27 protein-coding genes are annotated in these 24,887 nt (G+C 64.0%); 7 read left to right on the top strand and 20 right to left on the bottom strand.

Annotated elements, in window-relative coordinates; all coding sequences use genetic code 11:
* Nucleotides 1-14: 14 nt before the first annotated feature.
* Nucleotides 15-491: a class I SAM-dependent methyltransferase gene (locus tag ACR0EF_RS00700; protein WP_170340366.1), complete on the top strand. Its 477-nt coding sequence runs from the start codon at nt 15-17 to the stop codon at nt 489-491.
* On the opposite strand, the gene ACR0EF_RS00695 is transcribed toward ACR0EF_RS00700, so the two are convergent.
* Nucleotides 492-1,634: an alpha-D-ribose 1-methylphosphonate 5-triphosphate diphosphatase gene (locus ACR0EF_RS00695; RefSeq protein WP_170369786.1), complete on the bottom strand. Its 1,143-nt coding sequence runs from the start codon at nt 1,632-1,634 to the stop codon at nt 492-494.
* Nucleotides 1,635-1,686: 52 nt separating this feature from the next.
* Here ACR0EF_RS00695 and ACR0EF_RS00690 point away from each other — a divergent pair, with 52 nt between their 5' ends.
* Entirely contained in the window at nt 1,687-2,370 is a 684-nt protein-coding gene (locus ACR0EF_RS00690; protein WP_170340361.1) for a DUF1045 domain-containing protein, read from the top strand.
* On the opposite strand, the gene phnN is transcribed toward ACR0EF_RS00690, so the two are convergent.
* The 7 genes from phnN to phnG form a co-directional block, all read right to left on the bottom strand.
* Nucleotides 2,346-2,900, bottom strand: coding sequence for a phosphonate metabolism protein/1,5-bisphosphokinase (PRPP-forming) PhnN (phnN, locus tag ACR0EF_RS00685; protein ID WP_170340359.1), 555 nt, complete (start codon nt 2,898-2,900; stop codon nt 2,346-2,348). The genes ACR0EF_RS00690 and phnN overlap by 25 nt on opposite strands.
* Nucleotides 2,897-3,580: a phosphonate C-P lyase system protein PhnL gene (phnL, locus tag ACR0EF_RS00680; RefSeq protein WP_170340357.1), complete on the bottom strand. Its 684-nt coding sequence runs from the start codon at nt 3,578-3,580 to the stop codon at nt 2,897-2,899. Before phnL ends, phnN begins: the two co-directional genes overlap by 4 nt.
* A 24-nt stretch (nt 3,581-3,604) precedes the next feature.
* The gene (gene phnK, locus ACR0EF_RS00675) at nt 3,605-4,375 is read right to left on the bottom strand and encodes a phosphonate C-P lyase system protein PhnK (protein ID WP_170340355.1); all 771 of its coding nucleotides are present in this window, start codon (nt 4,373-4,375) and stop codon (nt 3,605-3,607) included.
* Nucleotides 4,372-5,232, bottom strand: coding sequence for an alpha-D-ribose 1-methylphosphonate 5-phosphate C-P-lyase PhnJ (locus tag ACR0EF_RS00670; protein WP_174820242.1), 861 nt, complete (start codon nt 5,230-5,232; stop codon nt 4,372-4,374). The genes phnK and ACR0EF_RS00670 overlap by 4 nt, the downstream gene beginning before the upstream one ends.
* Nucleotides 5,233-5,467: 235 nt before the next feature.
* Nucleotides 5,468-6,559, bottom strand: coding sequence for a carbon-phosphorus lyase complex subunit (locus tag ACR0EF_RS00665; protein ID WP_170371790.1), 1,092 nt, complete (start codon nt 6,557-6,559; stop codon nt 5,468-5,470).
* Nucleotides 6,560-6,562: 3 nt separating this feature from the next.
* A complete protein-coding gene (phnH, locus tag ACR0EF_RS00660) occupies nt 6,563-7,138 on the bottom strand; it encodes a phosphonate C-P lyase system protein PhnH (protein WP_170371792.1) in 576 nt (191 codons plus the stop codon).
* Complete coding sequence (gene phnG / locus ACR0EF_RS00655; RefSeq protein WP_170371794.1) at nt 7,135-7,596, bottom strand: phosphonate C-P lyase system protein PhnG; 462 nt, start codon at nt 7,594-7,596, stop codon at nt 7,135-7,137. Before phnG ends, phnH begins: the two co-directional genes overlap by 4 nt.
* A 102-nt stretch (nt 7,597-7,698) precedes the next feature.
* Between phnG and phnF the strand changes: the two genes are divergently transcribed.
* On the top strand, nt 7,699-8,415 hold the full coding sequence (phnF, locus tag ACR0EF_RS00650) for a phosphonate metabolism transcriptional regulator PhnF (protein ID WP_170371796.1): 717 nt from the start codon (nt 7,699-7,701) through the stop codon (nt 8,413-8,415).
* A gap of 6 nt (nt 8,416-8,421) precedes the next feature.
* On the opposite strand, the gene ACR0EF_RS00645 is transcribed toward phnF, so the two are convergent.
* The 5 genes from ACR0EF_RS00645 to phnC form a co-directional block, all read right to left on the bottom strand.
* A complete protein-coding gene (locus tag ACR0EF_RS00645; protein WP_170371798.1) occupies nt 8,422-9,039 on the bottom strand; it encodes an LbetaH domain-containing protein in 618 nt (205 codons plus the stop codon).
* Between the two features lie 24 nt (nt 9,040-9,063).
* Nucleotides 9,064-10,431 (bottom strand): phosphonate ABC transporter, permease protein PhnE, encoded by a 1,368-nt coding sequence (gene phnE, locus ACR0EF_RS00640; protein WP_170371799.1) that lies wholly within the window; start codon nt 10,429-10,431, stop codon nt 9,064-9,066.
* Nucleotides 10,428-11,309 (bottom strand): phosphonate ABC transporter, permease protein PhnE, encoded by an 882-nt coding sequence (gene phnE / locus ACR0EF_RS00635; protein WP_170371801.1) that lies wholly within the window; start codon nt 11,307-11,309, stop codon nt 10,428-10,430. Before phnE (ACR0EF_RS00635) ends, phnE (ACR0EF_RS00640) begins: the two co-directional genes overlap by 4 nt.
* A 66-nt stretch (nt 11,310-11,375) precedes the next feature.
* On the bottom strand, nt 11,376-12,278 hold the full coding sequence (gene phnD / locus ACR0EF_RS00630) for a phosphonate ABC transporter substrate-binding protein (protein WP_170339782.1): 903 nt from the start codon (nt 12,276-12,278) through the stop codon (nt 11,376-11,378).
* Between the two features lie 68 nt (nt 12,279-12,346).
* Entirely contained in the window at nt 12,347-13,168 is an 822-nt protein-coding gene (gene phnC, locus ACR0EF_RS00625; protein ID WP_170341072.1) for a phosphonate ABC transporter ATP-binding protein, read from the bottom strand.
* A gap of 184 nt (nt 13,169-13,352) precedes the next feature.
* On the opposite strand from phnC, the gene rpe reads away from it, so the two are divergent.
* A complete protein-coding gene (rpe, locus tag ACR0EF_RS00620) occupies nt 13,353-14,042 on the top strand; it encodes a ribulose-phosphate 3-epimerase (protein ID WP_170369803.1) in 690 nt (229 codons plus the stop codon).
* A 112-nt stretch (nt 14,043-14,154) separates the two neighbouring features.
* On the opposite strand, the gene ACR0EF_RS00615 is transcribed toward rpe, so the two are convergent.
* The 6 genes from ACR0EF_RS00615 to ACR0EF_RS00590 form a co-directional block, all read right to left on the bottom strand.
* Nucleotides 14,155-15,645: a class I adenylate-forming enzyme family protein gene (locus ACR0EF_RS00615; protein ID WP_170369805.1), complete on the bottom strand. Its 1,491-nt coding sequence runs from the start codon at nt 15,643-15,645 to the stop codon at nt 14,155-14,157.
* 39 nt (nt 15,646-15,684) lie between these two features.
* Nucleotides 15,685-16,104, bottom strand: a complete 420-nt coding sequence (locus ACR0EF_RS00610) for a PaaI family thioesterase (RefSeq protein ID WP_170371803.1) — start codon at nt 16,102-16,104, stop codon at nt 15,685-15,687.
* Entirely contained in the window at nt 16,085-17,212 is a 1,128-nt protein-coding gene (locus ACR0EF_RS00605) for an acyl-CoA dehydrogenase family protein (RefSeq protein ID WP_170369809.1), read from the bottom strand. Before ACR0EF_RS00605 ends, ACR0EF_RS00610 begins: the two co-directional genes overlap by 20 nt.
* A 1-nt stretch (nt 17,213) precedes the next feature.
* Nucleotides 17,214-18,404, bottom strand: coding sequence for an acyl-CoA dehydrogenase family protein (locus tag ACR0EF_RS00600; protein ID WP_170340327.1), 1,191 nt, complete (start codon nt 18,402-18,404; stop codon nt 17,214-17,216).
* Between the two features lie 102 nt (nt 18,405-18,506).
* Nucleotides 18,507-19,682 carry an acetyl-CoA C-acyltransferase gene (locus ACR0EF_RS00595; protein WP_170369813.1) on the bottom strand — a complete coding sequence of 392 codons (1,176 nt, stop codon included), beginning with the start codon at nt 19,680-19,682 and terminating at the stop codon, nt 18,507-18,509.
* Nucleotides 19,682-21,778 carry a 3-hydroxyacyl-CoA dehydrogenase NAD-binding domain-containing protein gene (locus ACR0EF_RS00590; protein ID WP_170371805.1) on the bottom strand — a complete coding sequence of 699 codons (2,097 nt, stop codon included), beginning with the start codon at nt 21,776-21,778 and terminating at the stop codon, nt 19,682-19,684. The genes ACR0EF_RS00595 and ACR0EF_RS00590 overlap by 1 nt, the downstream gene beginning before the upstream one ends.
* Before the next feature lie 251 nt (nt 21,779-22,029).
* On the opposite strand from ACR0EF_RS00590, the gene ACR0EF_RS00585 reads away from it, so the two are divergent.
* The 3 genes from ACR0EF_RS00585 to ACR0EF_RS00575 all read left to right on the top strand — a co-directional run bounded on the left by ACR0EF_RS00585 (nt 22,030) and on the right by ACR0EF_RS00575 (nt 23,588).
* Complete coding sequence (locus tag ACR0EF_RS00585; RefSeq protein ID WP_170371807.1) at nt 22,030-22,848, top strand: cyclase family protein; 819 nt, start codon at nt 22,030-22,032, stop codon at nt 22,846-22,848.
* Nucleotides 22,849-22,850: 2 nt separating this feature from the next.
* Nucleotides 22,851-23,252, top strand: coding sequence for a carboxymuconolactone decarboxylase family protein (locus ACR0EF_RS00580; RefSeq protein ID WP_170371809.1), 402 nt, complete (start codon nt 22,851-22,853; stop codon nt 23,250-23,252).
* Nucleotides 23,253-23,369: 117 nt separating this feature from the next.
* A complete protein-coding gene (locus tag ACR0EF_RS00575; protein ID WP_093964526.1) occupies nt 23,370-23,588 on the top strand; it encodes a hypothetical protein in 219 nt (72 codons plus the stop codon).
* On the opposite strand, the gene ACR0EF_RS00570 is transcribed toward ACR0EF_RS00575, so the two are convergent.
* On the bottom strand, nt 23,585-24,883 hold the full coding sequence (locus ACR0EF_RS00570; protein WP_170371811.1) for an aspartate aminotransferase family protein: 1,299 nt from the start codon (nt 24,881-24,883) through the stop codon (nt 23,585-23,587). The two genes, ACR0EF_RS00575 and ACR0EF_RS00570, sit on opposite strands and share 4 nt — an antisense overlap.
* Nucleotides 24,884-24,887 lie beyond the last annotated feature (4 nt).

Raw genomic sequence — 24,887 nt, 5'->3', positions numbered from 1 at the left:
CCGAGGAGACCTTGATGAGCCGACTGGATTCCATGCTGCGACGCCTGACCGCCCAGCGCGACGGGCTGAACTGGGCTGCGGCGCGGATCAAAGGGCTGAAAGGCGATGTGCTGGACATGGGATTGGGCAACGGCCGCACCTATGACCACCTGCGCGAGATCCTGCCCGACCGGCGCATCTGGGTCATGGACCGGGTTCTGCAGTGTCACCCGGACAGCACCCCGCCGGCCGAAGATTTTCTGCAGGGCGAGGCCGAACCGATGCTGAAGAAGCTGGCCGAAGACGGCCCGCGGATCGCATTGGCGCATTATGATTTCGGTCGCGGGATCAAACATGAAGACGTGGTCGAAGCGGCGAGGCTCAGCAAGCTGATTGGCTCGGTCATGGTCCCAGGCGGGTTGCTGATTTCCGGCCAACCGCTGGAAGGGTTCGAACAGATCAACGGCCCGGACTCCATCGCGCCTGACCGCTATCTGTTCTACCTCGCCTGATCAGGCCACGCGCTGCCCGCGCGACCAGACGGCAGTAAGGGCCGGGACGTTGCCCCGCATTCGAAAACGGATCAGGTCTGCCCGCAGCCCCGGTTTCAGAGCGCCGCGATCCGCTAGGCCCGCCGCCCGCGCCGGAGCCCGTGTGACAGTGGCGATGCCACGCGCCATGTCATCCCAGATGCGCCCAAGGGTAACGGCGGACAACAGCAAGGCTGACGGCACATAGTCCGACGACAGAATGTCCAAACACCCCAAGTCGGCCAGTTCCCGTGCTGCCACATTCCCAGAATGTGACCCGCCCCGGATCAGGTTTGGCGCGCCCATCATGACCTGAATGTCATGAGCGTGACAGGCCCGTGCGGCCTCGACCGTCGTTGGGAATTCGGCCAGCCGAATGCCATGGCGGGCGGATATCGCCACTTGCGTCTCGGTCGTGTCGTCGTGGCTGGCCAGAACCGCTCCGAAGCGGCGCGCGGCGTCCACGGCCTCCTGCTCGTGGCGGTCTCCATTGCGGTCCCTCAGCCCCCGCAACTGGTCGACGTGCCGTGCGAACATGTCGTCATCCATAGCGTACTTGCCTTTTAGATAGGCTTCGAACTTGGACAGGTCCCGAAACTGGCGCTGGCCGGGCGTGTGATCCATCAACGAAACGATGCCCACCCGGTCTTCTGGACCGAATTCCTGCAGTTCCTCGACCAGCGTCTCAGAACAGACTTCGGCGCGCAGATGCAGAAAGTGGCTGATCTTGAGTGCGTCCTGCTCTCGCAACTCCCACAGCTCGTGGGACAGTCCGCGCGCGTATTTCAGATACCGTCCAGCACCGGACGGGATCGACCCCACGCGCATAGCGTCAAAGACGGTCGTGATCCCGGTGCTAGCCAGTTCCGCGTCATGCGCAAGAATGGCTGCGGCATGGGGCCAGTCCACCCTGGGCCGCGGCTGGATGTGGCGTTCCAGGTTGTCGGTGTGCAACTCGACCAGGCCGGGCGACACATAGTCCCCGTTACAGTCAATCGCGCCTTTCGGAACAGCCGCGCCGGTGTCTATGTCAGCGATCGTCTGGCCAACGATACGGACACACCCCCGGACAGTCTCATCCGGCAGAACAAGCAACGCATTGGCAAGGGTCAGGTCATCTGTCATCGGATTTTCACGTGGTTTGAGGTAAGGAGAGGCCACGCAACAGGAGGCCATTGTGAATTTTGCGCGATACGCGATCTATTTCGTTCCCCCCGCCCAATCCGAATGGAGCAGGTTTGCAACCGGGTGGCTGGGGTGGGACATCGATGCGGGACGGACCGTCGACCATCCGGCCATCGACGGGTTGGACGTCGCCTCGGTAACACAAGTGCCGCGCAAATACGGGCTTCATGCCACGATGAAGCCGCCGTTTCGCTTGCGTGAAGATCAGTCGCTGTCCGCTTTGCAGGATACCTGCGCCCGTCTGGCCGGTAAATTCGCCCCCGTTTCGCTGGACGGGCTCGAAGTTGCACGCCTTGGTCGGTTTCTTGCTTTGCGGCCCGTGGGCGACACACGAGACCTGAACGCGCTTGCGGCGGCTTGCGTCCGCGACCTGGACCCTTTTCGTGCCCCGGCCTCGGAAACCGAGATGAACCGGCGCCGAGCGGCCGGGCTGACCATGGAGCAAGACGCCAATCTGACGAACTGGGGCTACCCATACGTTCTGGAGGCTTTCCGCTTTCACATCACCCTGTCCGGTCGCCTGAGCAAGCCGATGCTGGCAAACGTGCAAACCGTGTTGAACCAACGGCTTGTCCCATTGCTGCCAGCCCCTTTTGACATTGGGGACCTGGCCCTTGTGGGCGAGGCTGAAGACGGGCGGTTCCATATGCTTCAACGGTACGCCCTTTCAGGTTGAAGGCCGGACAAGATGGTTTCAACGGTCGCATCCAGTGACCCGGAATTGTCGACCTCGATCACGTGGTTCAGGCCTTCGGGCAGGGCTGCCTTGGCGCGCCCCAAACGCCGGGCTTGATCGGCCGCGCTTTCCCGGCCGCGCACTGCCAGACGTTGCGCCAGAACCTTTGGGTCGGCCGTCAGGGATATCACGATCAGCTCTCGAAATTCCTTTTGTGCCTCGGGCAACACAGCCCTTGAGAGGTTGACCAGAACGGCGTCGGCCCTTCGGCGTTGTTCCGTGATCGCAACGGGAATGCCGTAGTGCAGCCCGTGCGCAGCCCAGTGCAGAACAAAGCCGCCCTCTTGGACCATTGTTTGAAACGTCCGGTCGGACACGCGGTCAAAATCCTCACCGCCTTCGCCATGGGGACGGGTGATGACTCTACGCACCCTTTCGAAGTTCGGCGCGCGCGCCAACAGTGCTTGGATCACGCTGTCTTTTCCAACACCCGAAGGCCCGACAACTGCAATGACCGGGGCCATCTTCATGCCGCCGCCCCCTGCGCAAACTGCGTGACGTCAACCACGCGGTTGCAGACCCGGTCACGGGCCTCTTGGTCGTGGAATATCCCGATGATCGCCGCGCCGCGGGCCTTTGCCTCTTGGATCAGGGACAGCACGGTTTCGCGGTTTCGTGCGTCAAGGCTGGCCGTGGGTTCATCCAGCAACAGAGCCGGATAGTCATGCGCAAATCCACGCGCGATATTCACCCGTTGCTGTTCCCCGCCCGAAAATGTCGTGGGGCTGAGGCGCCAAAGCGGTTCCGGAATATTCAGGCGCTGAAGGAGGCCCGCTGCCTTGTCCAGTGCGGTCTGCTGCTCGCACCCCTTAACCAGAAGCGGTTCGGCCACGACCTCCAGCGTCGGCACCCGCGGCACGACACGCAGAAACTGGCTGACATAGCCCAGGGTCTCCCGGCGCAGCTGCAGGATCTCGCGCGGTTGGGCCCGGGCGACGTCCAGGCCACCCACCCGCACCTGCCCCGAGGCCGCCAGGTAGTTGCCGTAGATCACCCGCATCAGTGTGGACTTCCCAGCCCCGCTGGCCCCGGTCAGGGCCACGCATTCTCCGGCCCCGACCTGCAGCGACGCGCCCGCCATCACCGGGATCACGGCGCCGCCCTGATTGTGCAGGGTAAAGCTCTTGCTCACGTCGATCAGTTCAATCATCGGATTTCATCTTTTCTGTAGCATTCAAACCTGCAGGACGCTGGACACAAGCAGTTGCGTATAGGCATGCTGCGGATCGTCCAGCACCTGATCGGTCAGCCCCGCTTCGACCACCTCACCATCCTTCATCACCATCAACCGGTCCGCCAGCAGCCGCACCACGGCCAGATCATGGGTGACGATGATGGCGCTCAGCCCCATCTCGCGCACGAGGCCGCGCAGCAGGTCCAGCAGTCGGGCCTGTACCGAGACGTCCAGCCCGCCGGTCGGTTCATCCATGAAAACCAACCGCGGACCGGTCACCAGGTTGCGCGCGATCTGCAACCGTTGCTGCATGCCGCCCGAAAACGCGCTGGGTCGGTCGTCCACGCGGCTTTCTGCAATCTCGACCCGGCCCAGCCAATCCAGAGCCTGCCCGCGGATCTGACCATAGTGCCGGCTCCCCACGGCCATCAGCCGCTCGCCTATATTGCCGCCGGCGCTGACCGACATGCGCAGCCCGTCGCGGGCATGCTGATGCACAAAGGCCCAGTCGGTGCGCCCCAGCATCCGGCGGGCAGGTTCCGACATCGTGACCGTGTCCACCGGCCCGTCGGCGCGGGTATCAAAGATCACCTGCCCGGCATCCGGCTTAAGATGCCCAGCCAGACAGTTCAGCAGGGTCGACTTGCCCGACCCGCTTTCGCCGACGATCCCCATCACCTCGCCGGGGTAGAGGTCGAAACTGACATCCCGGCAGCCGATCCGCGCGCCATAGCGCTTCTCGATGCCTTTGACCTGCAAGAGCGGGGTCATGCCGCATCCTCCTGCGCCAAACTGCCTTGGTGTCCGGCCTCGCGGCGGGACCGACAGTAATCGGTGTCCGAACACACGAACATCCGGTTGCCGGCATCGTCCGTGATCACCTCGTCCAGGTAACTGTCTTCGGCCCCGCACAGATCGCAGGCATGATCGGCCTTGCTGGCATCGAACGGGTAGTCCTCGAAATCGAGGCTGACCACCCGCGTATGCGGCGGCACCGCATAGATCCGCTGCTCGCGCCCGGCCCCGAACAGCTGGATCGCGTCCATCTCCAGTTTCGGATTGTCGAATTTCGGGATCGGAGACGGGTCCATCACATAGCGTTCGGCCACCCGGACCGGATAGGCATAGGCCGTGGAAATCGCGCCGTGCTGGCTGATGTCTTCGTAGAGCTTCACATGCATCAACCCGTATTCCTGCAGGCTGTGCATCTTGCGCGTCTCCGTCTCGCGCGGTTCCAGAAACCGCAGCGGTTCGGGGATCGGGACCTGATAGACCAGGATCTGATCGTCGCGCAGCCTGGCCTCGGGGATACGGTGGCGGGTTTGGATGATGGTCGCCTTCCCGGTCTCTTCGGTCGTGGCCACGCCCGCCGTCTTCTCAAAGAACTTGCGGATCGACACAGCATTGGTCGTGTCATCTGCTCCCTGATCGATCACCTTGAACACATCGTCCGGTGTCAGCGTCGCGGCCGAGACCTGAACCCCTCCCGTGCCCCAACCATAAGGCATGGGCATCTCACGGCTGGCAAACGGCACCTGATAACCCGGAACGGCCAAGCCCTTGAGAATGGCCCGGCGGATCATCCGCTTGGTTTGTTCGTCCAAATATGCGAAGTTATACTCATTCATTTGATGTATCACTTTCGTTTTTTGGTGTTGTTGTGGACGGTTTTCTGGTTACCTCGGCCTTCGCGGTCGTCATGCTCTACTTTCTCTGGCGCAGGATACATTCCCAGCGACGGCGCCGGGCCATGCGGCGGGACGCGCGAGGCGAATGGTCTGCGATCAGCGCGGACGCGCCACGCCGGGCTGCGGCTGGCAGGGCATCTCGGCCGGCGGACAGGATGCAGGAAGGGCACTGAAGTCATTCGGCGGCCTCGTGCGGTTCCAGGCGTTCTTCGGCTTCGCGGCGCAATTTGCGTACCAGTTCCAATTCGGACTGGAAATCGACGTAATGCGGCAGTTTGATATGCTCCAAAAAGCCGGTCGCCTGAATGTTGTCAGCATGGCTGAGGACGAATTCCTGATCCTGCGCCGGGGCGCCCAGATCGTCTTCGCCCAATTCCTCCCAGCGCAAGGCGCGGTCCACCAGCGCCATGGCAATGGCTTTGCGCTCGGACTGGCCGAAGACCAGCCCATAGCCGCGCGTAAATTGCGGCGGCTCGGTCTTTGATCCCTTGAACTGGTTCACCGTTTCGCATTCGGTCAGGGCGATCTCTCCGATCTCGATCGCGAAGCCCAGTTCGGGGATATCCATCTCGACCGCGACGGTGCCGATGCGCAGCTCACCCACGAAAGCGTGGTTGCGGGCATAGCCGCGCTGGGTCGAATAGGCCATGCCCAGCACGAACCCCTCGTCCCCGCGCGTCAGTGCTTGCAGGCGCAGGGGGCGGTCCGCCGGGAACTCCATCGGTTCGCGCGTTAGGTCGCCGGGCGGTTTATCGCTGGTGGGTTCGTCCTGGATCAGGCCTTCGTCCTTGAGGAATTCGGTGATGTGCGGGGTCGGTTCATGGCGCGGCGCGGCGGTGGGGGCCTCAGGCACCGCGCCGTCGGCGGCCAGTTTGAAATCCAGCAGGCGGTGCGTGTAGTCGAAGGTCGGGCCCAGAACCTGCCCACCCGGCGCATCCTTGAACGTGGCCGAGATCCGGCGGTCGCAGGCCATGCCGCCGGTATCGACCGGGGTCGAATAACCAAACCGCGGCAGGGTGGTGCGGTAGGCGCGGATCAGAAAGATCCCCTCGATCAGATCACCCCGCGCCTGTTTGATCGCCAGCGCGGCCAGATCGGGATCGTACAGAGAGCCCTCGGCCATCACGCGGTTCACCGCAAGGCTGAGCTGTTCACGGATCTGGGCCAAGGACAATTCGGCCACGCCGGGATCGCCCCGGCGTTCCTCTGCCAGCCAGGCATGGGCGTTTTCAATCGCCTTTTCGCCCCCTTTGACGGCTACGTACATGGCCTAACCCTCGGGCTGGATGCGGGTGCTGCGCGGCAGGGCCGCAACCATATCCCCGCAGGTGAAGAAGAAATCGCACCCCAAGGGGTACAGGTCCGAATTGGCCTGCAGCGCCGCGACATCGGGCATGGATAGGCGTGCAGTGTCGCGGATGCCGGGCCCTCGCAGGGTGGCGCCGGATTGGTGCAATACGTCGCACTCCACGATCAGGGTGGCGGATCGATCGGGATATTCCGGCGTGCCGATCCGGTACTGGTCCAGCGGCACCAGATCCTGCCAGAAACCGACGGCAAAATCCGCCTGCGCGGCGGGCACGAGGGGCGCTCCGGTGTGGAAAGTCAGCCATTGGCGAATGGCCGGGTTGTCGGCCGCGCCCGCCAGATAAACGCCCGTATCCGGGTCGCACAGCGTCAGCAGCAGCGTTCCCGCAGCGACCGACAGGCCATCGGGCGGGGTCGCGCCGACCAGCTGCCGAATCTCGCCCGGACGCGCCATCACGGTCATGGCCGCACGAAAGGCGTGGGCCGCCTGAACCGGTGCGTCGGTGAAACCGCCTGAAAAACGGGTCTGTGGGGTCATTGATCCTCTCCCCGAACCATCGTGAAGAACTCGACCTTGGTGGCCGCGGCCTTGGCGGCCCGGGCCGTTCTGGCCGCCTGCACTTGGCGGGTCAGCGGCTCGAGGATTTTCGCCCGCACCGCGTCGGCGTGCCCGGTCTGCATCAGCGCGTCGATCAGAGCGGCGGTTTCGGCATGGGTCTTGTCGCGCCCCTGCACATATCCATGCCCCTCGGTCCCGTCGGCCAACACCAGAGCGCAGCGCGTGACCGTCATCTCACCTAGGTTGAAGGGCGCGCCCGTTCCGCCTGCCCGCCCCCGCACCATGACGCCGCCGATCTCGGGCGCACGCAACCACTGGAATTCGGGACGTGCGCCATAGTCGGCCCACAAGGCCGCCAGCGCCTCGGCCGGCGCACGTGCCAGAAGGCCCAGCCAGGCCCGTCGATCACGTGTCGCGATTTTTGTCTGTTCCGCCATCAAAGCCTCTTGGCCAAGTTGTCTACAACTACTATACAACTAGACAAATCATATCTGGGCAGCCGGTGACTCGCAACGAATATGCTGTGAAGTTTTGATGACATGAGCCAAACACCGATCTGGAAGACCATCGCGCTGGCGCTGACCGCCGACATTGCCGAGGGGCGCTTTGCCACCGGCGACCGCCTGCCGACCGAGGCGCAGCTGGCCGCGACCCACGGCGTGAACCGCCACACGGTGCGCAGGGCCCTAGCCGAACTGGCCCGGCAGGGGCTGGTGCATCCGCGCCGCGGGGCCGGCGTGTTCGTTTCGGCAGCAGCGACCGACTACCCGATCGGCAAACGGGTCCGGTACCACCGGAACATCTCGGCCAGCGGCAAGATCCCGGGCAAGCGAGTGCTGTCGCTGATCACCCGCGCCGCCGACAAGACCGAGGCCGAGGCGCTGGCCCTGGCCCCCGGCGACCCGGTGCATGTCTATGACGGGTTGTCGCTGGCCGATGGCCAACCGATCGCGGTGTTCCAAAGCGTCTTTCCCGCCGCGCGCCTGCCCGACCTGCCCGAAGCGCTGGCCCAGAACGGCTCGGTCACGCGGGCGCTGCGGCACTGCGGCGTGGCGGATTATACCCGCATCTCGACGCGCCTGACCGCCCGCGCGGCTGATGCGATTCAGGCCCGGCACCTGCACCTGATCGAGGGCGCGCCGGTTCTGCATTCGGTCGGCATCAATGCCGATCCGCAGGGGCATCCGGTTGAATACGGCAAGACCGTCTTTGCGGGCGAGCGGGTCACTCTGACGCTGGATGACGATCACGGGTGATGCCGGTCAATCCTCGTATTTCTCCAAAAACGCCTCGGCGGGCAACGCGCGGAAATCCGGCAGCGCCGCGCGCAGTCGGGCATTGTCCCAGTCCCACCAGGCCAGAGCCATCATACGCTCGGCCACGTGTTCGGGGAACCGGCGTCGGATGGGGTGGGCAGTGACGCCGCCGACGATGGTATAAGGTGGCACGTCCTTGGTCACGATCGCCCCGGAGGCTACGATTGCCCCGTGCCCGATCGTCACCTCGGGCTTGATGATGGCCGCGTGGCCGATCCAGGTGTCGTGCCCGATATGCGCCAACCGCCCGGCGCGCCGGGTGAACCAGTCCGCGTCGTCCTCGGCATCGTCCCAATAGTCGGCCGAGCGGTAGTGGAAGTGATGCAGCGACGCTTTCTCGATCGGATGGTCGGTGGCACCGATCCGGGTGAAACTGGCGATATTGGCGAATTTCCCGATCCGTGCATTGGCGATGTCGCAGGTGCGGTCGCAATAGGTATAGTCCCCAAACACCGAATTCGTCACCCGCGTTCCGGCACCGATTTCGACAAAGGCGCCAAAGCTGCTGCCGGTTATCTGGCAATCCGGGTGAATGAAAGGCTGGTCCGGTCGCAAGCGCTCCATGGTCTGCAAGTCCTCGTATACGGTTCAAGGCAACATCAGGGGCTTGGCCTGCGGGTCGCGCTGTTTGCGCGACTTGGGCGGCCCGCCCTGGATCAGCCGCCTGCGCAGCCAGCCCGAAAACCAGTCCATCAGCATGACCATCAGGATGATCAGCACGATGTAATAGGCGACTTCCTCCCAGTCTTTCTGGGTGATAATCGCCTGTGTCAGCAACAGACCGATCCCGCCCCCGGTTATCGCCCCGATCACGGTTGCGCTGCGGGTGTTGGATTCCAGGAAGTACAGGAGCTGACTGAGCAGAACCGGCGTGATCTGCGGGATCACACCGAAACGATATTTCTGCAGCGCATTGGCCCCGGTAGACTGCACGCCCTCGATCTGCTTCTGATCAACATTTTCCAGCGCCTCGGAGAAGATCTTGCCGAAGGTGCCGGTATCGGTGACCAGGATGGCCAGCGCCCCTGTTAGCGGCCCTGGCCCGAAGGCGCGTGCCAGAACCACCGTCCAGATCAACGCATCAACACCGCGCACGAAGTCAAAGATACGACGAGTGGAAAATCGGACCGTTCTAAACGGATTGAAATTTCGTGTCGCCAGAAATGCGAGGGGCAAAGCGATCATCCCTGCCCCCAATGTGCCCAGAAAAGCCATCAGAAGCGTTTCAAAGATCGCCCACGCAACATCCTGATGGCGCCACATCTTGTTGGTCCAGAAATCGTCAAAGATTTCTGCGGCCTCGCCCGAAGCGGCACGCCCCATCAACTGGCTGAAAGACTGACCGTGATAGGGGCTGTCCAAAGTGAACCAGAACAGTTCCCAACCGTTGAAATACCGGAACACCTCGGCCCGGTTGCGTGTCACGGTCAGCCGTCCCGCCGGCGTGGTGATCGCCAAGCGGTTCTTTGACATGTTGATCCAGTCCGGCACCTCGGCAGTCGGCAGTTCCGCCTGCACTCCGGCCGACCGGCTGGGCGTTGCGCGCACTGTTCCGTAACCGGGGATGTCATATTCCACGGTTTCAGGTCCAAAACGAACGATATGGCCATCTTCCAGGTCAATCACGGTGGTTTCGCCCAAAGCGACCCATTCCGGCGCAGTGCCATCCGGGTAAGCGCCCTTGCGCTCTCCTTCGATCGCAACGGACACCTGTCCGTTTCGATTGTCCCGGGTCACGTGAGTCTTGTAGCTGTAGCTGTCGGATACAAGCGTCTTGCCGTTTTCCCAGTTGGCCCGCTCGGCCAAGCCGGGCACGTCAAAGGCAAAGAAAACATAGATCAGGTATAGAGTGACCAGCCCCGGCAACCCGAAACTCAGCGCCCGTTTGCGCCGAAAGATGTGGTCGGTTCTGGCTTTCAAGTCGTTGATAGGCAGATCAGTGGCAAAGGTGCTCATGCTGCGGCTCCTTTGGCGGAACCGTGTGTCAGACGGTCACGCAAAACGCCGGACAGCTGATCCACGGCCACGATGGTGACGAACAGAAGCAGAAAGATGGCCGCCGCCTCGTCGTAACGCCCCTGCCCCCAGGACATGGCGTTGCGCAACTCGTACCCCAAGCCGCCTGCCCCCACGAAACCAAGAATGGCCGAGGCGCGGATGTTGATCTCGAACCGCAGAAGAGCGTAGCTGACATAGTTTGGCCCGACCTGCGGGATCACGCCCAAATACATCCGCTGCGACCAGTTGGCGCCAACCGACTGCAGCCCCTCGACCGGTTTCAGAGAGGCGTTTTCATTCACTTCGGAAAACAATTTGCCCAGGGCACCGGCAGTGTGAATGGCGATGGCAATCATTGCAGGCACTGGCCCGCCGCCAAGAACAAAGATCAGAACCAGAGCGATGACAATTTCCGGAACGGCCCGGCAAATATCAGATATACGCCGAAAAACGGGGATCAACGACGGCCACAGCGCCATGCCGCGGGTAGACATCAGCGCCAGAAAGGTGCCGCCCAGAGTGCCCACCAGCGTGGCCGCGGCGGCGATATTCAGTGTTTCGATCAGCGCGGGGAAGAACTCGACCAAATTTGCGGGCAATTCCCCGATCTTCTCCCAGGCCTCAGTCAGAACCTCGGCAGGGTAATCGAAAATGCGGTTCCACCCATCGGCAAAACTACCGGCGTTTCGCATGTCGGCGGTCCGGAATCCGGCCGCCATAAGTGCCACGAACAGGATCAGAAGTATCCCACCGTAAACCCGTTTGCGACGGGTCATGCTGGTGTAATCCTCCCGGATCCGGTCGAGGCCGACGGATCCCGCGGTCAGGTCGGTCATGAAAGGCTCCGATGGGGATAATGGGGTCCGGTTTGCGGCCGGACCCCGAACAGAAGTTGCGCAGGCTTAGTTCGACTTCAGCTTGCGGGCTTCAATGATGATTTCGTAGGCCTCGTGGGTGATCGGCTCGAACGCTTTGGCCTCACCGGCGGCCACGCCATAGAAGCACTCACGGTCTTTGTCGGCCAGCCCGGCCATCAGGGCCGTCATCTTCTCTTTGACATCCGCCGGCAATGCCTTGCGCAGAACCACTGGACCCTCGGGGATCGGCTTCGATTTCCAGATTTCGACCATGTCGTTCATGTCGACCAGTCCGGCATCCACGGCGCGGCGCAGCGCACCCGAATTGTAGCCGTCTTCCCAGTTGCCCAGACCATCGGCCCAGGTCACGCCACCATCAACGTCACCGTTGTTCACGGCGACGATTGTCTGCTCGTGACCACCGGTGAACTTTACTTCACCGAAATAGTCGCCCGACTCCATCGTCGCACCCGTTGCCTGAGGGATTTCGATCGAGGGGATCAAATAGCCCGAGGTCGAGTTCGGATCACCAAAGCCAAACACCTTGCCTTTCATGTCATCAAGCGAGGTGATGCCGCTGTCCTTGCGGGCGAACCCGACCGAGTAGTAGCCATACCCACCATCCACGTTCACCTTGACCAGAACCGGTTCGACCGCCTCGGGATCGCTGAGATAGGTCTTGGCATAGGCGGAGGCGCCCAGCCAAGCCATGTCGATCGTGCCGCCCAGCAGGCCCTGGATCACGCCGTTGTAGTCCGCCGGGGCGAACAGCTTGGTTTCGACACCCAGCGCGTCCTCGGTGTATTCACGCAGACATTCGTTGTTGTTCAGCCGGTCCTGCGCGTTTTCTCCGCCCAGGATGCCGATACGGAATTCGCTGATCTCCTCAGCCATGGCAGGTGCGCTCAGGGCAGTGGTCGCGACCAGGGCGGCAACGAGTTTCTTCATCTGTCTCTCTCCAGGTTGATTGGCCCACCCCATTCATCGGGCCGGGCGAAAAAAGAGGTGGTTGGGGCTCAGATCGTGGCCTCGGCTTCCATCAGAGCCTTCCGGGTGGCATCCAGTGTTTCGATCTCGGTCGAGGTCGCGGCCTCGGAGAAGCTGGCATCAGCACCGTAGATCTCGCGGGCGACGCCGGTGGTCAACTGTTCGGGCAGGCCGTCGAACACGATGCGTCCATCGCGCATGCCGACTACGCGGTCGCAATAGCGGCGCGCGGTGTCCAACGTGTGCAGGTTGGCGATCACGGTGCGGCCGTCCTCTTCGTGGATGCGGCGCAGGGCCTGCATCACGACTTGCGCATTCATCGGGTCCAGCGAGGCGATGGGTTCATCGGCCAGGATGATCTTGGGGTCCTGCATCAGTGCCCGCGCGATGGCGACGCGCTGCTGCTGCCCGCCCGACAGCGCCTCGGCCCGTTTGGGGGCATGTTCGGCGATGCCAAGACGGTCGAGAATGTCGATGGCGCGGTGGATGTCCGCGGTCGGGAACAGGTTGAACAGGGTGGCCAGGGTCGAGTTCCGGTTCAGCGTTCCATGCAGCACATTCGAGACCACGTCCATGCGGGGCACAAGGTTGAATTGCTGGAAGATCATCGCGCAATCGGCCTGCCACGCACGTTTTTGGCGGCCTTTCAGCGTGGTCACGTCGCGCCCGTGAAACAGGATCTGCCCGGCGCTGGCATCAGTCAGGCGGTTGACCATACGCAGCAGGGTGGACTTGCCCGCGCCCGACCGCCCGATGATCCCGATCATGCATGGCTTGTCGACGTCCAGCGTTGCGGTGTCGACTGCAGTATTGTCGCCGAAGCGCTTGGTCAGTTTTTCGATGCGCAGCACGTGCCACCCCCAGTTCATGATGGAGGTCGTCTACAGCTGGTGCTCAACGGTGATGTGTCGATCCGGTGAAGCTTTTGTAACGGGCTGAAAGCGGATGGCCTATGCAAGGGCTGGGCAATGCCGCTCGTCCCGTCTATACGCGGGCTCAACACCTGAACCGTCAGATCTGTCACATGAGGCCGCCATGAGCTTTGACCGCAAGATCAAGATCGCACCGTCGATCCTGTCCGCCGATTTCGCCAATTTCGGACAGGAGATCCAAGCCATCGAGGCCCAGGGCGCCGACTGGGTCCATGTTGACGTGATGGACGGGCATTTCGTGCCGAACCTTACCTTCGGCCCACCGGCGGTCAAAGCGTTCCGCCCGCATGTCAAGACGGTGATGGATGTGCACCTGATGATCACGCCGGTCGACCCCTACATCCAGGCCTATGCCGATGCCGGCGCGGACTATCTGACGGCCCATATCGAGGCCGGCCCCCACACGCACCGCACGTTGCAGGCCATCCGTGCGGCGGGCATGAAGGCAGGCGTGGCGCTGAACCCCGGCACCCCGGCCGAAGCGGTCGAGCACCTGCTGGATCTGGCCGATCTGGTCTGCGTGATGACGGTGAACCCCGGCTTTGGCGGGCAGAAATTCATCGACATGACCGCAAAGGTGAGCCGCCTGCGCGAGATGATCGGAGACCGTCCGGTGCATATCGAAATCGACGGTGGCGTCGACACCACAACCGCCCCGCTGGTCGCAGCGGCCGGCGCGGACGTTCTTGTTGCCGGTTCCGCTGTCTTCAAGGGCGGGTCGGTTGCGAACCCGGACGTCTATGGCCAGAACATCCGCGCCATTCGCGCCGCAGCCGAAGGCCACGCGGCCTGACGGCGGCTCCCGCCCTTCGTCGACGTTTTTGGCAAAACGCCTCCTCCTGTTTGGCCCGGCATCGGCGCAGCCGATGTCGCGCGGGCGCGGGAGCGTTTTGCCGGCCCTGCCCCTAGGCCAGTTGATCCGCGAAATGCGTTAGCAGCTTGTGTTTTAGAATCTTGCCCGTGGGCGCGGCTGGCAGTGACGTGGCCAGTACGATCCGGCCCGGCCGTTTGTAGCCCGCAAGACGTGCGGCCACGAACTCCGCCAACTCTGCCTCGGACGCAGCGCCGATTTCAGGCACCTGAACAAAGGCCAGCACCTGTTCGTCGCCGCCCACCCGATGCCCGATCACCGCAGATTGGATCACCTGCGGGTGGTCGTTCAGCGCGGCCTCGACCTCGGGCGGATAGACGTTGAAGCCGCCGTGAATGATCAGTTCCTTGGCGCGGCCGACGACGTGCAGATTACCGTGCGCGTCGAGACGGCCGAGGTCGCCCGTGCGCAACCATCCCTGGGCCAGAACCCGGCCCGTTTCCTCGGCGTTGCGATAGTATCCTTTCATCACATGCGGGCCGCGCGTCAGGATCTCGCCCACGCCATCTCCGCCGCCGGGTATGGTTTCGTCAATGCGCAGTTCGACCCCCGGCAAGGGCGGGCCGACCGAGATATCCGGATCCCCGATCCGGTTGTGCGAGGCGCAGATCCCCGCCGTGCTTTCGGTCATGCCATAGCCGTTCTGCAGCGCAACGCCATAGAACGCCTCGGCCTTGCGTTTCCACGCCGGATCCAGCGGGGCAGCCCCGGACGAAGTGTAGCGCAGGGCACCCGAGGGCAACCGCTCCAACCCCTGCTCCTTGGCATATTGCATCAACAGCGCATGCATCTGCGGCACACCCGAAAACACCGTGACGCCCGCGTTCAACGCGGCAAAGGCGCGGTCCGCCGCGAACCGGGCATCCAGTTGGACGAAGGCCCCGGCCAGCGCCGACCCGGTGACGATCGAGGCCAGTCCGAAGATGTGCGAAATCGGCAGCACCCCATAGACCATGTCATCCTGCGTCAACCCGCGGAAATTCGCCGAGGTCAGCCCGCCGAACCGCAGGTTTTCGTGAGACAGCATCACGCCCTTGGGCGTTCCAGTCGTGCCGGTGGTGAACAGCATCGCCGCGACATCCGCCAGATCGGGGTCGGGCGCGCTCGGGTACGGCGCGGCCAGGTGCATCTGCCCGAAGGCCCCGGAAACGGGCCGGGCCCCGGCAGTTTGCGCATGGTCGCGCGCCTCCGGCGACGCGGCCGATGTGAACAGGATCACTGCCGGGGTCACGTGATCCACGATGCGGGCCAATTCAGCCTCGGTCTGGCGGGCGTTCACCGGCACCACGCAGGCCCCGATCCGGGAACAGGCAAACAGCGCGGCCACTGCCGCACAGCAATTCTCGAGCACCAGCATGACCCGATCGCACGGGCGCACCCCCGAGGCCAGCAGGATTTCTGACAGCTCGGAAATCGCGCGGTCGAGGTCAGCAAAGCTCCAATCGGCGCCGAACCCGTCTGCAAAGGCGCGGGCCCGCGGACGGGTCCGGATCTGGGCATCCGGATAGTCGTGCCATTTGTTCATGTCCCTTCGCCCTCCCCTGCGCCGGAACCGGTTTTGCGCTCAGCATTTCGTGGTGCGCTTGAACACCCCCGCCGCTGTTGCGATCAGGGTTCCGTCGTCGCTGTGCAACTCTCCGGTCACATAGGCCAGCGTGCGCCCGCCACCCATTGCGCGCCCCGTGGCCGTCACGCGCCCCTGACGCACCGCCGCCACATAGCTTGTGTTCAGCGACAGGGTCAGAACCAGCGGATGGTCGTCCCGGTCGAACCAGGCCGAGGCGGTGTTGCCGCAAGCCACGTCCAGCAGCATGGCGATGATGCCGCCATGCAGGATGCCCTGGCTGTTCAGGTGATCCGCCCGGATGGTCAGATGGCACCGGGCCCGGCCGTCGGGGTCGGACAGATCCACCTCGAACCCGATCGCGTTCTGACAGCCCGACCGCCGGACCCTTGGGTCTTCTTCAGGCCGCGCCGAGTGCAATGAACCGCTCCAAATGATAATCCGCGTCGCCGAACCTGTGATCCGACATGACGATCCGCTTGGCAATATGCGCCAGCTCATATTCCTGCGTCATGGCGAAGCCGCCATGCATCTGGATCGTTTCCTCGGCCACCAACCGGCCCACCCGCGACACCAGGTTGCGGGCCGCGGCGATCTGCCGGTCGCGATCGGGTGCTGCAAGGTGACCGGCCGCGTTGATCACCGCCGAGCGCGCCTGCTCCAGCTCGATCAGCATATCCGCGAACCGGTGTTGCAGGGCCTGAAAGGTCCCGATCGGGCGGCCGAACTGCTTGCGCGTCATCAGGTATTGCCGCGTCAGTTCCACCGCGCTTTCCATCGCACCCAGAACCTCGGCCACCAGCGCGACATTGGCTGCGGCCGCAACGTCCATCAGCGGTTCGAACCCCTGCCCCGCGGCGCCCAGACGCGCGGTTTCCGGCAGGCGCACATCGTCCAGAGTGACCTCGGCCGCGCGGCCCCCGGCCAGCATCGGATACCCGCGCAAGCCCAGACCCGGTGTGCCAGCAGGCACCAGATACAGCGAAATGCCGTCCAGATCGAACGGCCCGCCTGTTTCGCGCGCGGATACGATCAGCTGCCCGGCGGCCTCGGCATTCACGACCACGGCCTTTCGCCCGTTCAGGATCAAGCCCGTGCCGTCGGTCCGCACGGTGGTCTCGACCCGGCTCAGGTCATACCGGCTGGCAGGCTCCCCATGCGCCAGCGCCAGATGCAGCTTGCCCGAGATCACCTGATCCAGCAGGGTCCGTTGATCGGGGCCGCCCACCTGCGCGATCAGCCGACCGCCCAGAATGCAGCTGTCCAGAACCGGCTCGACCACCCCGGCCCGGCCCAGTTCCTCGAACACAGTGGCGATGTCAAAACCCGCCCCGCCGAACCCGCCGTCCGCTTCGTCGAACAGCGCGCCCAGAACGCCCAGATCGGCCAGTTCGCGCCAGATGTCGGCGCTGAACCCCGCCGCGCTGTCCAGAATGTCGTTGCGCACCAGAGTCGTATATCTGTCGGCCAGATAGCGCCGCAGCGTGTCCTGCAGCATCTGCCGTTCTTCGGTCAGGTTGAAATCCATCTCAGCCCCCCATCTTGACCTTGGCGATGATCCCGCGCTGGATCTCGTTCGACCCGCCGAAGATCGACAGTTTCCGGTTGTTGAAGTACTGGGCGGCGACCGGCGCGGCATAGTCCGGCCCGATCGGGTCGTTGTCGCCCGCCACCGCCTCGGAGGCGAAAGGCATCGCATAAGGCCCCACCGCGCGGCGGGCCAGGTCGTTGATCTCCTGCCGGATGATCGTACCCTTGACCTTCAGCATCGAGCTTTCGACCCCCGGTGCCTGTCCGGCCGCAGCCTTGCTGATGATGCGCATGTTGGTGGTGGCCATGGCCATCAGGTCGATCTCGACCCGTGCCAGCCGAGCGGCGAAATGCGGGTTCTCGATCAGGGGGCGGCCATTCGCGGTTTCGATCCGGGCAATCCGTTTGACCATGTCCAGCCCCGCCTGGCTGAAGCCGACACCGGCGATGTTGGTGCGTTCATGCGTCAGCAGATACTTGGCATAGGTCCAGCCCTTGTTCTCCTCGCCCACCAGGTTTTCGACCGGGACGCGCACATCGTCAAAGAACACCTCGTTAACCTCGGGCGTTCCGTCCAGCAGGACGATGGGGCGCACCTCGATCCCCGGCGTGTTCATATCGATCAGCAGGAACGAGATCCCCTCCTGCGCCTTGGCCTCGGGATCGGTGCGCACCAGGCAGAAGATCCAGTTGGCGTATTGCGCCAGCGTGGTCCAGGTCTTCTGGCCGTTCACGACATACTGGTCGCCGTCCCGCACCGCGCGTGTCTTCAGAGAGGCCAGGTCCGACCCGGCACCCGGCTCGGAATAGCCCTGGCACCACCAATGTTCACCATTGAGGATGCGCGGCAGGAAATAATCCTGCTGTTCCTTCGAGCCGAATTTCTGCAGCACCGGACCCAGCATCGACAGGCCAAACGGCACGATGCGCGGCGCATAGGCGGCGGCGCATTCCTCCTCGAAGATATGGCGCTGAACCGCGTTCCACTCGGCGCCGCCAAACTCCTTCGGCCAGTTGAAATTCAACCAGCCGCGCTCGTTCAGCGTGGCATGCCACCACTCATACCCTTCCTTGCCGATATTCCGGCCAGCCCGGATCTTGTCCGAGATCTCCTTGGGCAGTTTCTCGGCCAGAAAACCGCGAACCTCGTCGCGAAAGGCCTTCTCCTCGTCCGTATAACTCAAGTCCACAGCCGCCCTCCTCCTCGACGCGATCGGAACCTTGCCTGCTCGGCCCCGCGGGCCGGGCTGCGCCGGGCCGGCCCTCGATGGGCTAGCCCGGTGCCCCATTCTTCAATAGATTTCGAACAGACCGGCCGCGCCCATGCCGCCACCGATGCACATGGTCACGATACCCAGCTTTGCCCCGCGCCGCCGCCCTTCGCGCAGCAGATGGCCGACCATCCGCGCGCCGGTCATGCCGAACGGATGCCCGATGGCGATCGAGCCGCCGTTCACGTTGCATTTCTCGTCATCGATTCCCAGACGGTTGCGGCAGTACAGCGCTTGCGAGGCAAAGGCTTCGTTCAGCTCCCACAGGTCGATGTCCTCGACGCTCAGACCATGCCGTTCCAGCAGGCGCGGCACCGCAAAGACCGGGCCGATGCCCATCTCGTCGGGCTCGCACCCCGCCACGCAGAACCCCTTGAACGCGCCCATGGGCTCCAGACCCCGACGCTCGGCCTCGGCGCTGTCCATTACGATCACCGCGGCTGCGCCGTCCGACAGCTGGCTGGCATTGCCGGCAGTGATGTAGTTTCCGGGGCCGCGCACCGGCTCGAGTGTGGCCAGCCCTTCCAGGGTCGTGTTCGGTCGGTTGCATTCATCCCGGTCCACGGTGACCTGCCGGTGCGAGACCTCGCCCGTCTCTTTGTCCTTGACCGCCATGGTGGTCTGCATCGGCACGATCTCGTCGTCGAACTTGCCCGCCGCCTGCGCCGCCGCGATGCGCTGCTGCGACCGCAGGCCGTAGGCGTCCTGTTCTTCGCGGCTTATGCCATAGCGCTCGGCCACGATGTCGGCGGTCTCGATCATTGTCATGTAGATCGCCGGCTTGTGCTCCTGAATCCACGCCTCGGGCACGGGGCGGGTCTTCGGCTGAACCAGCGAGATGCTCTCGACCCCGCCGGCCACGATGGGGCCCGCGCTGCCCTCGGTGACGGCCTGCGCCGCCAGCGCCACGGTCTGCAGCCCCGACGAGCAGAACCGGTTCACGGTCATCCCCGAAACGCTGACCGGCAGCCCGGCCCGGATGGCGATCTGGCGGGCGATGTTGCCGCCGGTCTCGCCCTCGGGGAAGCCGCAGCCGATGATGCAATCCTCGATCTCGGTGCCGTCCAGCCCCGAGCGCGCGACCGCGGCCTGAACCGCGTGGCCGCCCATCGTGGCGCCGTGGGTCATGTTGAACGAGCCCCGGAACGACTTGGCCAGCCCGGTGCGTGCGGCGGATACGATTACGGCTTGTTTCATCACTGAGCGTCCTTGTTCAGATCGTCAAAGCTGCGGCCCTCGGCCACCAGTTTTTCCAGCAGCGGCGCGGGCTGCCAGTAATAGTCATCCTCGGCCGACCACGCGCGGATATCATCCAGAATACCCGGCAGACCCTGCAGATCGGCCCATTTCAGCGGCCCGCCGCGATAACGCGGGAACCCATAGCCATAGAGCAGCACCACATCCACGTCCAAGGGACGGCGGGCGATGCCCTCGCCCACCACCTTGGCGGCCTCGTTGACCATCGAGACCATATATCGCCGCACGATCTCGTCATCCGTGAACGTGCGCGGGGTGATGCCCTGCGCTGCGCGGTCGGCCGCGATCAGGTCCAGAACCTCGGGGTTCGGCGTGCCACCGCGCTTGCCCTTTTCATAGACATAGAAGCCCTGGCCGGTCTTCTGTCCGAAATGCCCGGCCTCGCACAGTTTATCGGCATAGCTGCTGTCGCGGGCGCGCGGGTCCAGCCCCTCGGCGCGTTTGCGTTTGCGCACCGCCCAGCCGATATCCAGCCCGGCCAGATCGGACACCGCGAACGGCCCCATGGCAAAGCCGAAATCGGTCAGCGCCTTGTCGATCTGGAACGGGCTTGCCCCGTCCTGGACCATGTGATCGGCGCAGGTGCGATAGGTGCTGAGGATCCGGTTCCCGATGAACCCGTCGCACACCCCCGCCCGCACCGAGACCTTTTTCAGCCGATGCCCCAGCGCAAAGCCAGTGGCGACCACCTCGGGCGCGGTCTTGTCGGCCACCACGATCTCGAGCAGCTTCATCACATGGGCGGGCGAGAAGAAATGCAGCCCGATCACGTCCTGCGGCCGCGTGGTGGCGGCGGCGATCTCGTCGACGTCCAGATACGAGGTGTTCGTCGCCAGAACCGCCCCGGGCTTGCAGACCGCATCCAGCTGGACAAAGACCTGTTTCTTGACCTCCATATCCTCGAACACGGCCTCGATCACCAGATCGACGGCGCTCAGCGCGTCATAACCGGTGGCAAGCTGCAATTGGTCCGACAGAATCGAGTCGTACTGCTGCTGGCTGATCTTGCCGCGCTTCAGGGCGCCTGCCAGGTTTCCGGCGATCCGGTCTTTGGCGGCATGGGCTGCCTCCTGCGTCATCTCCAGCAAGGTCACGGGCAGACCGGCCAACAAGGCGGCGGTGGCGATCCCCGCGCCCATCGTGCCGCCGCCGATGACCCCGATCTGATGCACCGGACGCGGCTCGACACCCTTCAGTTCGGGCAGCTTGCCCACGGCGCGTTCGGCGAAGAAGGCGTGAATCAGACCCTTGCGCTGATCCGATTCCATCAACTGCATGAACAGTTCCCGCTCGCGCGCCATGCCCTCGGCAAAGCTGGGCGCCTCGCAGGCGGCTTGCACGGCACGCACGGCAACGGCGGGGGACAGTTGGCCGCGGCCCTTCTTCAGAACGGCCTCGTAGACCGCATCGAAATCGACGGGGTCCGGCGCGGGCATCTCTCCGACCGCGCGGCGGGGCGTACCCGAGTCAAGCAGCTCCTGCGCATAGGCCAGCCCGATCTCGCGCGGGTCGCCATCCTGCACCTTGTCGATCACGCCCAGCTTCAGCGCCTCGTCGGCGCGGACATGGCGACCGGTTGTGATCATGTCCAGCGCGGCCTCGACCCCGGCCACGCGCGGCAGACGCTGGGTGCCCCCGGCACCCGGCAGGATGCCCAGATTGACCTCGGGCAGGCCGACCTTGGCCGAGGGAACCGCGATGCGGTAGTGGCTGGACAGCGCAACTTCGAGCCCACCGCCCAGCGCCGTGCCATGCAACGCCGATACCACCAGCAGGGGCGAGGCCTCGATCCGGTCGCACAGGCCGGGCAGCCAGGGCTCTTGCGGGGGTTTGCCGAACTCGCGGATGTCGGCCCCCGCGAAATAGGTCCGGCCCTTGCCGTAAATCAGCACCGCTTTTGCGCCCTCGGCCTCGGCCCGTTCGATTCCGGCCAGCAGGCCCCGGCGCACATCCACGCCAAGCGCATTGACCGGCGGGTTGTTCGCCGCCAGCACCGCGATATCGCCAATCCGTTCGTATTCCACCGCCTCGGACATCAGACTTGGTCTCCTCTTGCCAACCCCAGCTTGTTCCGCATTGCGGAACAATATTCCGCAACAGATTGAACCCGTCCGCGCGCGGGTTCAACCCCTTATACCCGACTGCGCCGCCGGGCCGCATTTGTTGCCGGCGAGCAGGCCCCAAACAACTTGTGAACCGGATCGCGGAAAACCGTGCTAGGCTTTGCCCACCCGGCCAATGAATTCGGCCCGGAACGAAAACAGATTGCAGAACAGGGAGTTTTGAAATGTGTGACGTTTGCGTAATGAACGCGGTGAAAGACCGGATGCTGTCGCGTCGATCCTTTTTCAAGGCTGGCGCAGCGATGGCGGCAGGCACGGCGCTTGGGACGGTGGCTGCCCCACCAGCGCTTGCGGCCGGCCATGGCGAGGTGCTGGACATGACCCATGTCTACGATGCCGATTTCCCCACCTATTTCGGCCAGCCGGGGATCGAGGCGACACAGGCCTTCAATTTCAAGGAACATGGCTTCAACCTGTTCAACCTGGCCGTCAACGAACACACCGGCACGCATGTCGATGCCCCGCTGCATTTCTCGGCGGATGGGCAGTCGGTGGACGAAATCCCGGTGTCGAACCTCGTTTGCCCTCTGTGCTTGGTGGACATTGCCGCCCGCGCGGCCGAGGACCCGGATGCGCAGGTGACCCCCGACGATCTGAAGGCGTGGATCGCAGCAAATGGCGACATCCCCGATGGCGCCTGTGTCGCCATGCATTCGGGATGGGCCGGGAAAACCGCGACTCCCGAGTTCCGCAACGCCGACGGCGACGGCAAGATGCATTTCCCTGGCTTCCACGTCGAAGCGGCGCAGATGCTGATCGAAGGAACCGGCGCGGTTGCTCTGGCCGTCGACACGCTGTCGCTGGACCACGGGCCATCGGCTGATTTCGTGACGCATTACGCGTGGCTGCCCACCAACCGCTACGGCATCGAGAACCTTGCCAATCTCGACAAGGTGCCCGCCAGCGGAGCGACGCTGGTGGTCGGCGCGCCGGCCCATCGTGGCGGGTCGGGCGGCCCGGCGCGCATCTTTGCGATGGTCTGAGCATGGCAACGGTTCGCCTGTTGACGGACGAAGAGGTCAGCGCCGAGGCGCTGGCCGTCTTCGATGACATCCGCGCCACCCGCAACACCGATTACATCAACAATTTCTGGCGCGCTCTGGCCCATGACCCGGCACTGCTGAAAGCAACGTGGGAGCGGCTCAAGACCGTCATGGCCCCCGGCGCGCTGGACCCGCTTGTGAAAGAGATGCTTTATGTGGCGGTCTCGGTCGCCAACAATTGCGAATACTGCGTGCACTCCCATTCGGCCGCGGCCCGCGCCAAGGGCATGACCGATCAGATGCAGGCCGAACTGCTGGCGGTGATCGCGATGGCCGGTCAGACCAACGCACTGGCCACCGCCCTGCAGGTGCCGGTGGACGACCGGTTCAAGGCCCGAGCCTGAGCCTGTAGGGCCAGACTTGCACCAGATGCACAGCGGCTATTCCCTCAAGTGCCTAGCTGCACTGCAGCATCAGGTCTAAATCTCTTTGGTCACATACAGACCAGAGAGGCTCCGCTCATGGCACAGACAAGCACGCACCGCCCGGCAATCCTGAACCTGTTTTCGGCCGTCGCCGATGTGTTCAGCGGCATCTATGATGCTTTGATCCGCATGGGCGAAGCAAACGCCAAGGTCATCAAAATCAAGCAACTCAGCGAGTTGACCGACGAAGAACTGGCTGCGCGCGGCCTCAAGCGCGAAGACATCGTTCGCCTGGTGATGGCGGGCGTCTACTAAGACACCCCCGCACTCTGCATTTCGGCCACGGCCTGCGCGGCCTTGGCGTAAGCGGCTTTGCACAGGTCAAAGTCCGCTTCGGTCAGCGCCAGGGACGGATAGGTCTTGCCCGGCGACTTGAACATCCCGTTCTGCATCAGAACCGCATTGAACCGGGTTGCCTTGGCCGTGTCCGCGCGGACCACATCGCGGTAATCGCGCACCTTTCCTTCCGTGAACACGATTTCGAAAAGGGTCGGATCGCCGATGACGCGGTGGGCGACCCCCTGCTTGGTCAGCGCGGCCGAGGCCATGTCCATCAGACGCTGACCATTGGAGCGCAGCCGGTCGTACTGACCGGGGCGGCGCAGCACTTCCATCGTCTTGAGCCCGGCCACCGCGGCCACCGGATTGCCCGACAGGGTCCCCAACTGCATCAGCCATTTCTCATGGCCAACGGCGGACTTATCGAAATGGGCCATGATCTCGGCCCGCCCGGCGATCGCGGCCAGGGGAAAGCCGCCGCCGATGATCTTGCCCAGCGTGGCGATGTCGGGGGTCACGCTATACAGCTCCTGCGCGCCGCCATAGGCGAAACGAAACCCGGTCACCACCTCGTCGAAGATCAGCACGATGCCGTACTTGTCGGCCTCGTCCCGCAGAAGCTGCAAGAAGCCGGGTTCGGGCGGGATGATGCGTTGCAAGGGCTCGACGATGATGCCCGCGACCTGGTTGCCGTGCTCGGCCAGCAGCGAGCGGATGTAGTCCGGGTCGTTGAACGGCGCGATCAGCATTTCGGCCTGAACGCTGGCCGGTATGCCCGCGCTGTCGGGAACCGCCTGCGGGAAATTCACCATCCGTGACGGGGCCAGGCTCATCTGCGCCTCGGCGCTCATGCCGTGATAGCCGCCTTCGAACTTCACGATCTTGTCGCGGCCGGTAAAGGCGCGGGCCAGCCGGATCGCGTACATGTCAGCCTCGCCGCCGGACGAGACATAGCGGATCTGATCGGCGCAGGGCACGGCGGCGCAGATCGCCTCGGCCAGTTCGACTGCGCGCGCGTTGTTGGCGAAGAACGTCATGCCCTTGGGCATCTGTTCGGCGACGGCCTCCAACACCTCGGGGTGGCCGTGGCCCAGCAGCATCGGCCCCGAGCCGATCAGCAGGTCGACATATTCTTTGCCGTCTTCGCCCCAGACGCGGCTGCCCCGGCCCTCGCGGATGAAAACCGACGGGTCGAAATTGCCAAAGCCACCGCCGGGCAGCACCGCCCGGGCGCGTTGGCACCAATCGGATTGGCTGAGATGTCGCGGCATGGTC

The sequence above is a fragment of the Ruegeria sp. CG8 genome, assembly GCF_056537165.1.
This window is presented reverse-complemented; position numbering and strand designations above follow the sequence as displayed.

Excerpts from the sequence above, each read along its gene's own strand:
- ACR0EF_RS00700 (WP_170340366.1), top strand. The coding sequence starts at position 15 with ATGAGCCGACTGGATTCCATGCTGCGACGCCTGACCGCCCAGCGCGAC.
- ACR0EF_RS00695 (WP_170369786.1), bottom strand. The coding sequence starts at position 1,634 with ATGACAGATGACCTGACCCTTGCCAATGCGTTGCTTGTTCTGCCGGAT.
- phnN (WP_170340359.1), bottom strand. The coding sequence starts at position 2,900 with ATGAAGATGGCCCCGGTCATTGCAGTTGTCGGGCCTTCGGGTGTTGGA.
- phnL (WP_170340357.1), bottom strand. The coding sequence starts at position 3,580 with ATGATTGAACTGATCGACGTGAGCAAGAGCTTTACCCTGCACAATCAG.
- phnK (WP_170340355.1), bottom strand. The coding sequence starts at position 4,375 with ATGACCCCGCTCTTGCAGGTCAAAGGCATCGAGAAGCGCTATGGCGCG.
- ACR0EF_RS00670 (WP_174820242.1), bottom strand. The coding sequence starts at position 5,232 with ATGAATGAGTATAACTTCGCATATTTGGACGAACAAACCAAGCGGATG.
- ACR0EF_RS00665 (WP_170371790.1), bottom strand. The coding sequence starts at position 6,559 with ATGTACGTAGCCGTCAAAGGGGGCGAAAAGGCGATTGAAAACGCCCAT.
- phnH (WP_170371792.1), bottom strand. The coding sequence starts at position 7,138 with ATGACCCCACAGACCCGTTTTTCAGGCGGTTTCACCGACGCACCGGTT.
- phnG (WP_170371794.1), bottom strand. The coding sequence starts at position 7,596 with ATGGCGGAACAGACAAAAATCGCGACACGTGATCGACGGGCCTGGCTG.
- phnF (WP_170371796.1), top strand. The coding sequence starts at position 7,699 with ATGAGCCAAACACCGATCTGGAAGACCATCGCGCTGGCGCTGACCGCC.
- ACR0EF_RS00645 (WP_170371798.1), bottom strand. The coding sequence starts at position 9,039 with ATGGAGCGCTTGCGACCGGACCAGCCTTTCATTCACCCGGATTGCCAG.
- phnE (WP_170371799.1), bottom strand. The coding sequence starts at position 10,431 with ATGAGCACCTTTGCCACTGATCTGCCTATCAACGACTTGAAAGCCAGA.
- phnE (WP_170371801.1), bottom strand. The coding sequence starts at position 11,309 with ATGACCGACCTGACCGCGGGATCCGTCGGCCTCGACCGGATCCGGGAG.
- phnD (WP_170339782.1), bottom strand. The coding sequence starts at position 12,278 with ATGAAGAAACTCGTTGCCGCCCTGGTCGCGACCACTGCCCTGAGCGCA.
- rpe (WP_170369803.1), top strand. The coding sequence starts at position 13,353 with ATGAGCTTTGACCGCAAGATCAAGATCGCACCGTCGATCCTGTCCGCC.
- ACR0EF_RS00615 (WP_170369805.1), bottom strand. The coding sequence starts at position 15,645 with ATGAACAAATGGCACGACTATCCGGATGCCCAGATCCGGACCCGTCCG.
- ACR0EF_RS00605 (WP_170369809.1), bottom strand. The coding sequence starts at position 17,212 with ATGGATTTCAACCTGACCGAAGAACGGCAGATGCTGCAGGACACGCTG.
- ACR0EF_RS00595 (WP_170369813.1), bottom strand. The coding sequence starts at position 19,682 with ATGAAACAAGCCGTAATCGTATCCGCCGCACGCACCGGGCTGGCCAAG.
- ACR0EF_RS00590 (WP_170371805.1), bottom strand. The coding sequence starts at position 21,778 with ATGTCCGAGGCGGTGGAATACGAACGGATTGGCGATATCGCGGTGCTG.
- ACR0EF_RS00585 (WP_170371807.1), top strand. The coding sequence starts at position 22,030 with ATGTGTGACGTTTGCGTAATGAACGCGGTGAAAGACCGGATGCTGTCG.
- ACR0EF_RS00580 (WP_170371809.1), top strand. The coding sequence starts at position 22,851 with ATGGCAACGGTTCGCCTGTTGACGGACGAAGAGGTCAGCGCCGAGGCG.
- ACR0EF_RS00575 (WP_093964526.1), top strand. The coding sequence starts at position 23,370 with ATGGCACAGACAAGCACGCACCGCCCGGCAATCCTGAACCTGTTTTCG.
- ACR0EF_RS00570 (WP_170371811.1), bottom strand. The coding sequence starts at position 24,883 with ATGCCGCGACATCTCAGCCAATCCGATTGGTGCCAACGCGCCCGGGCG.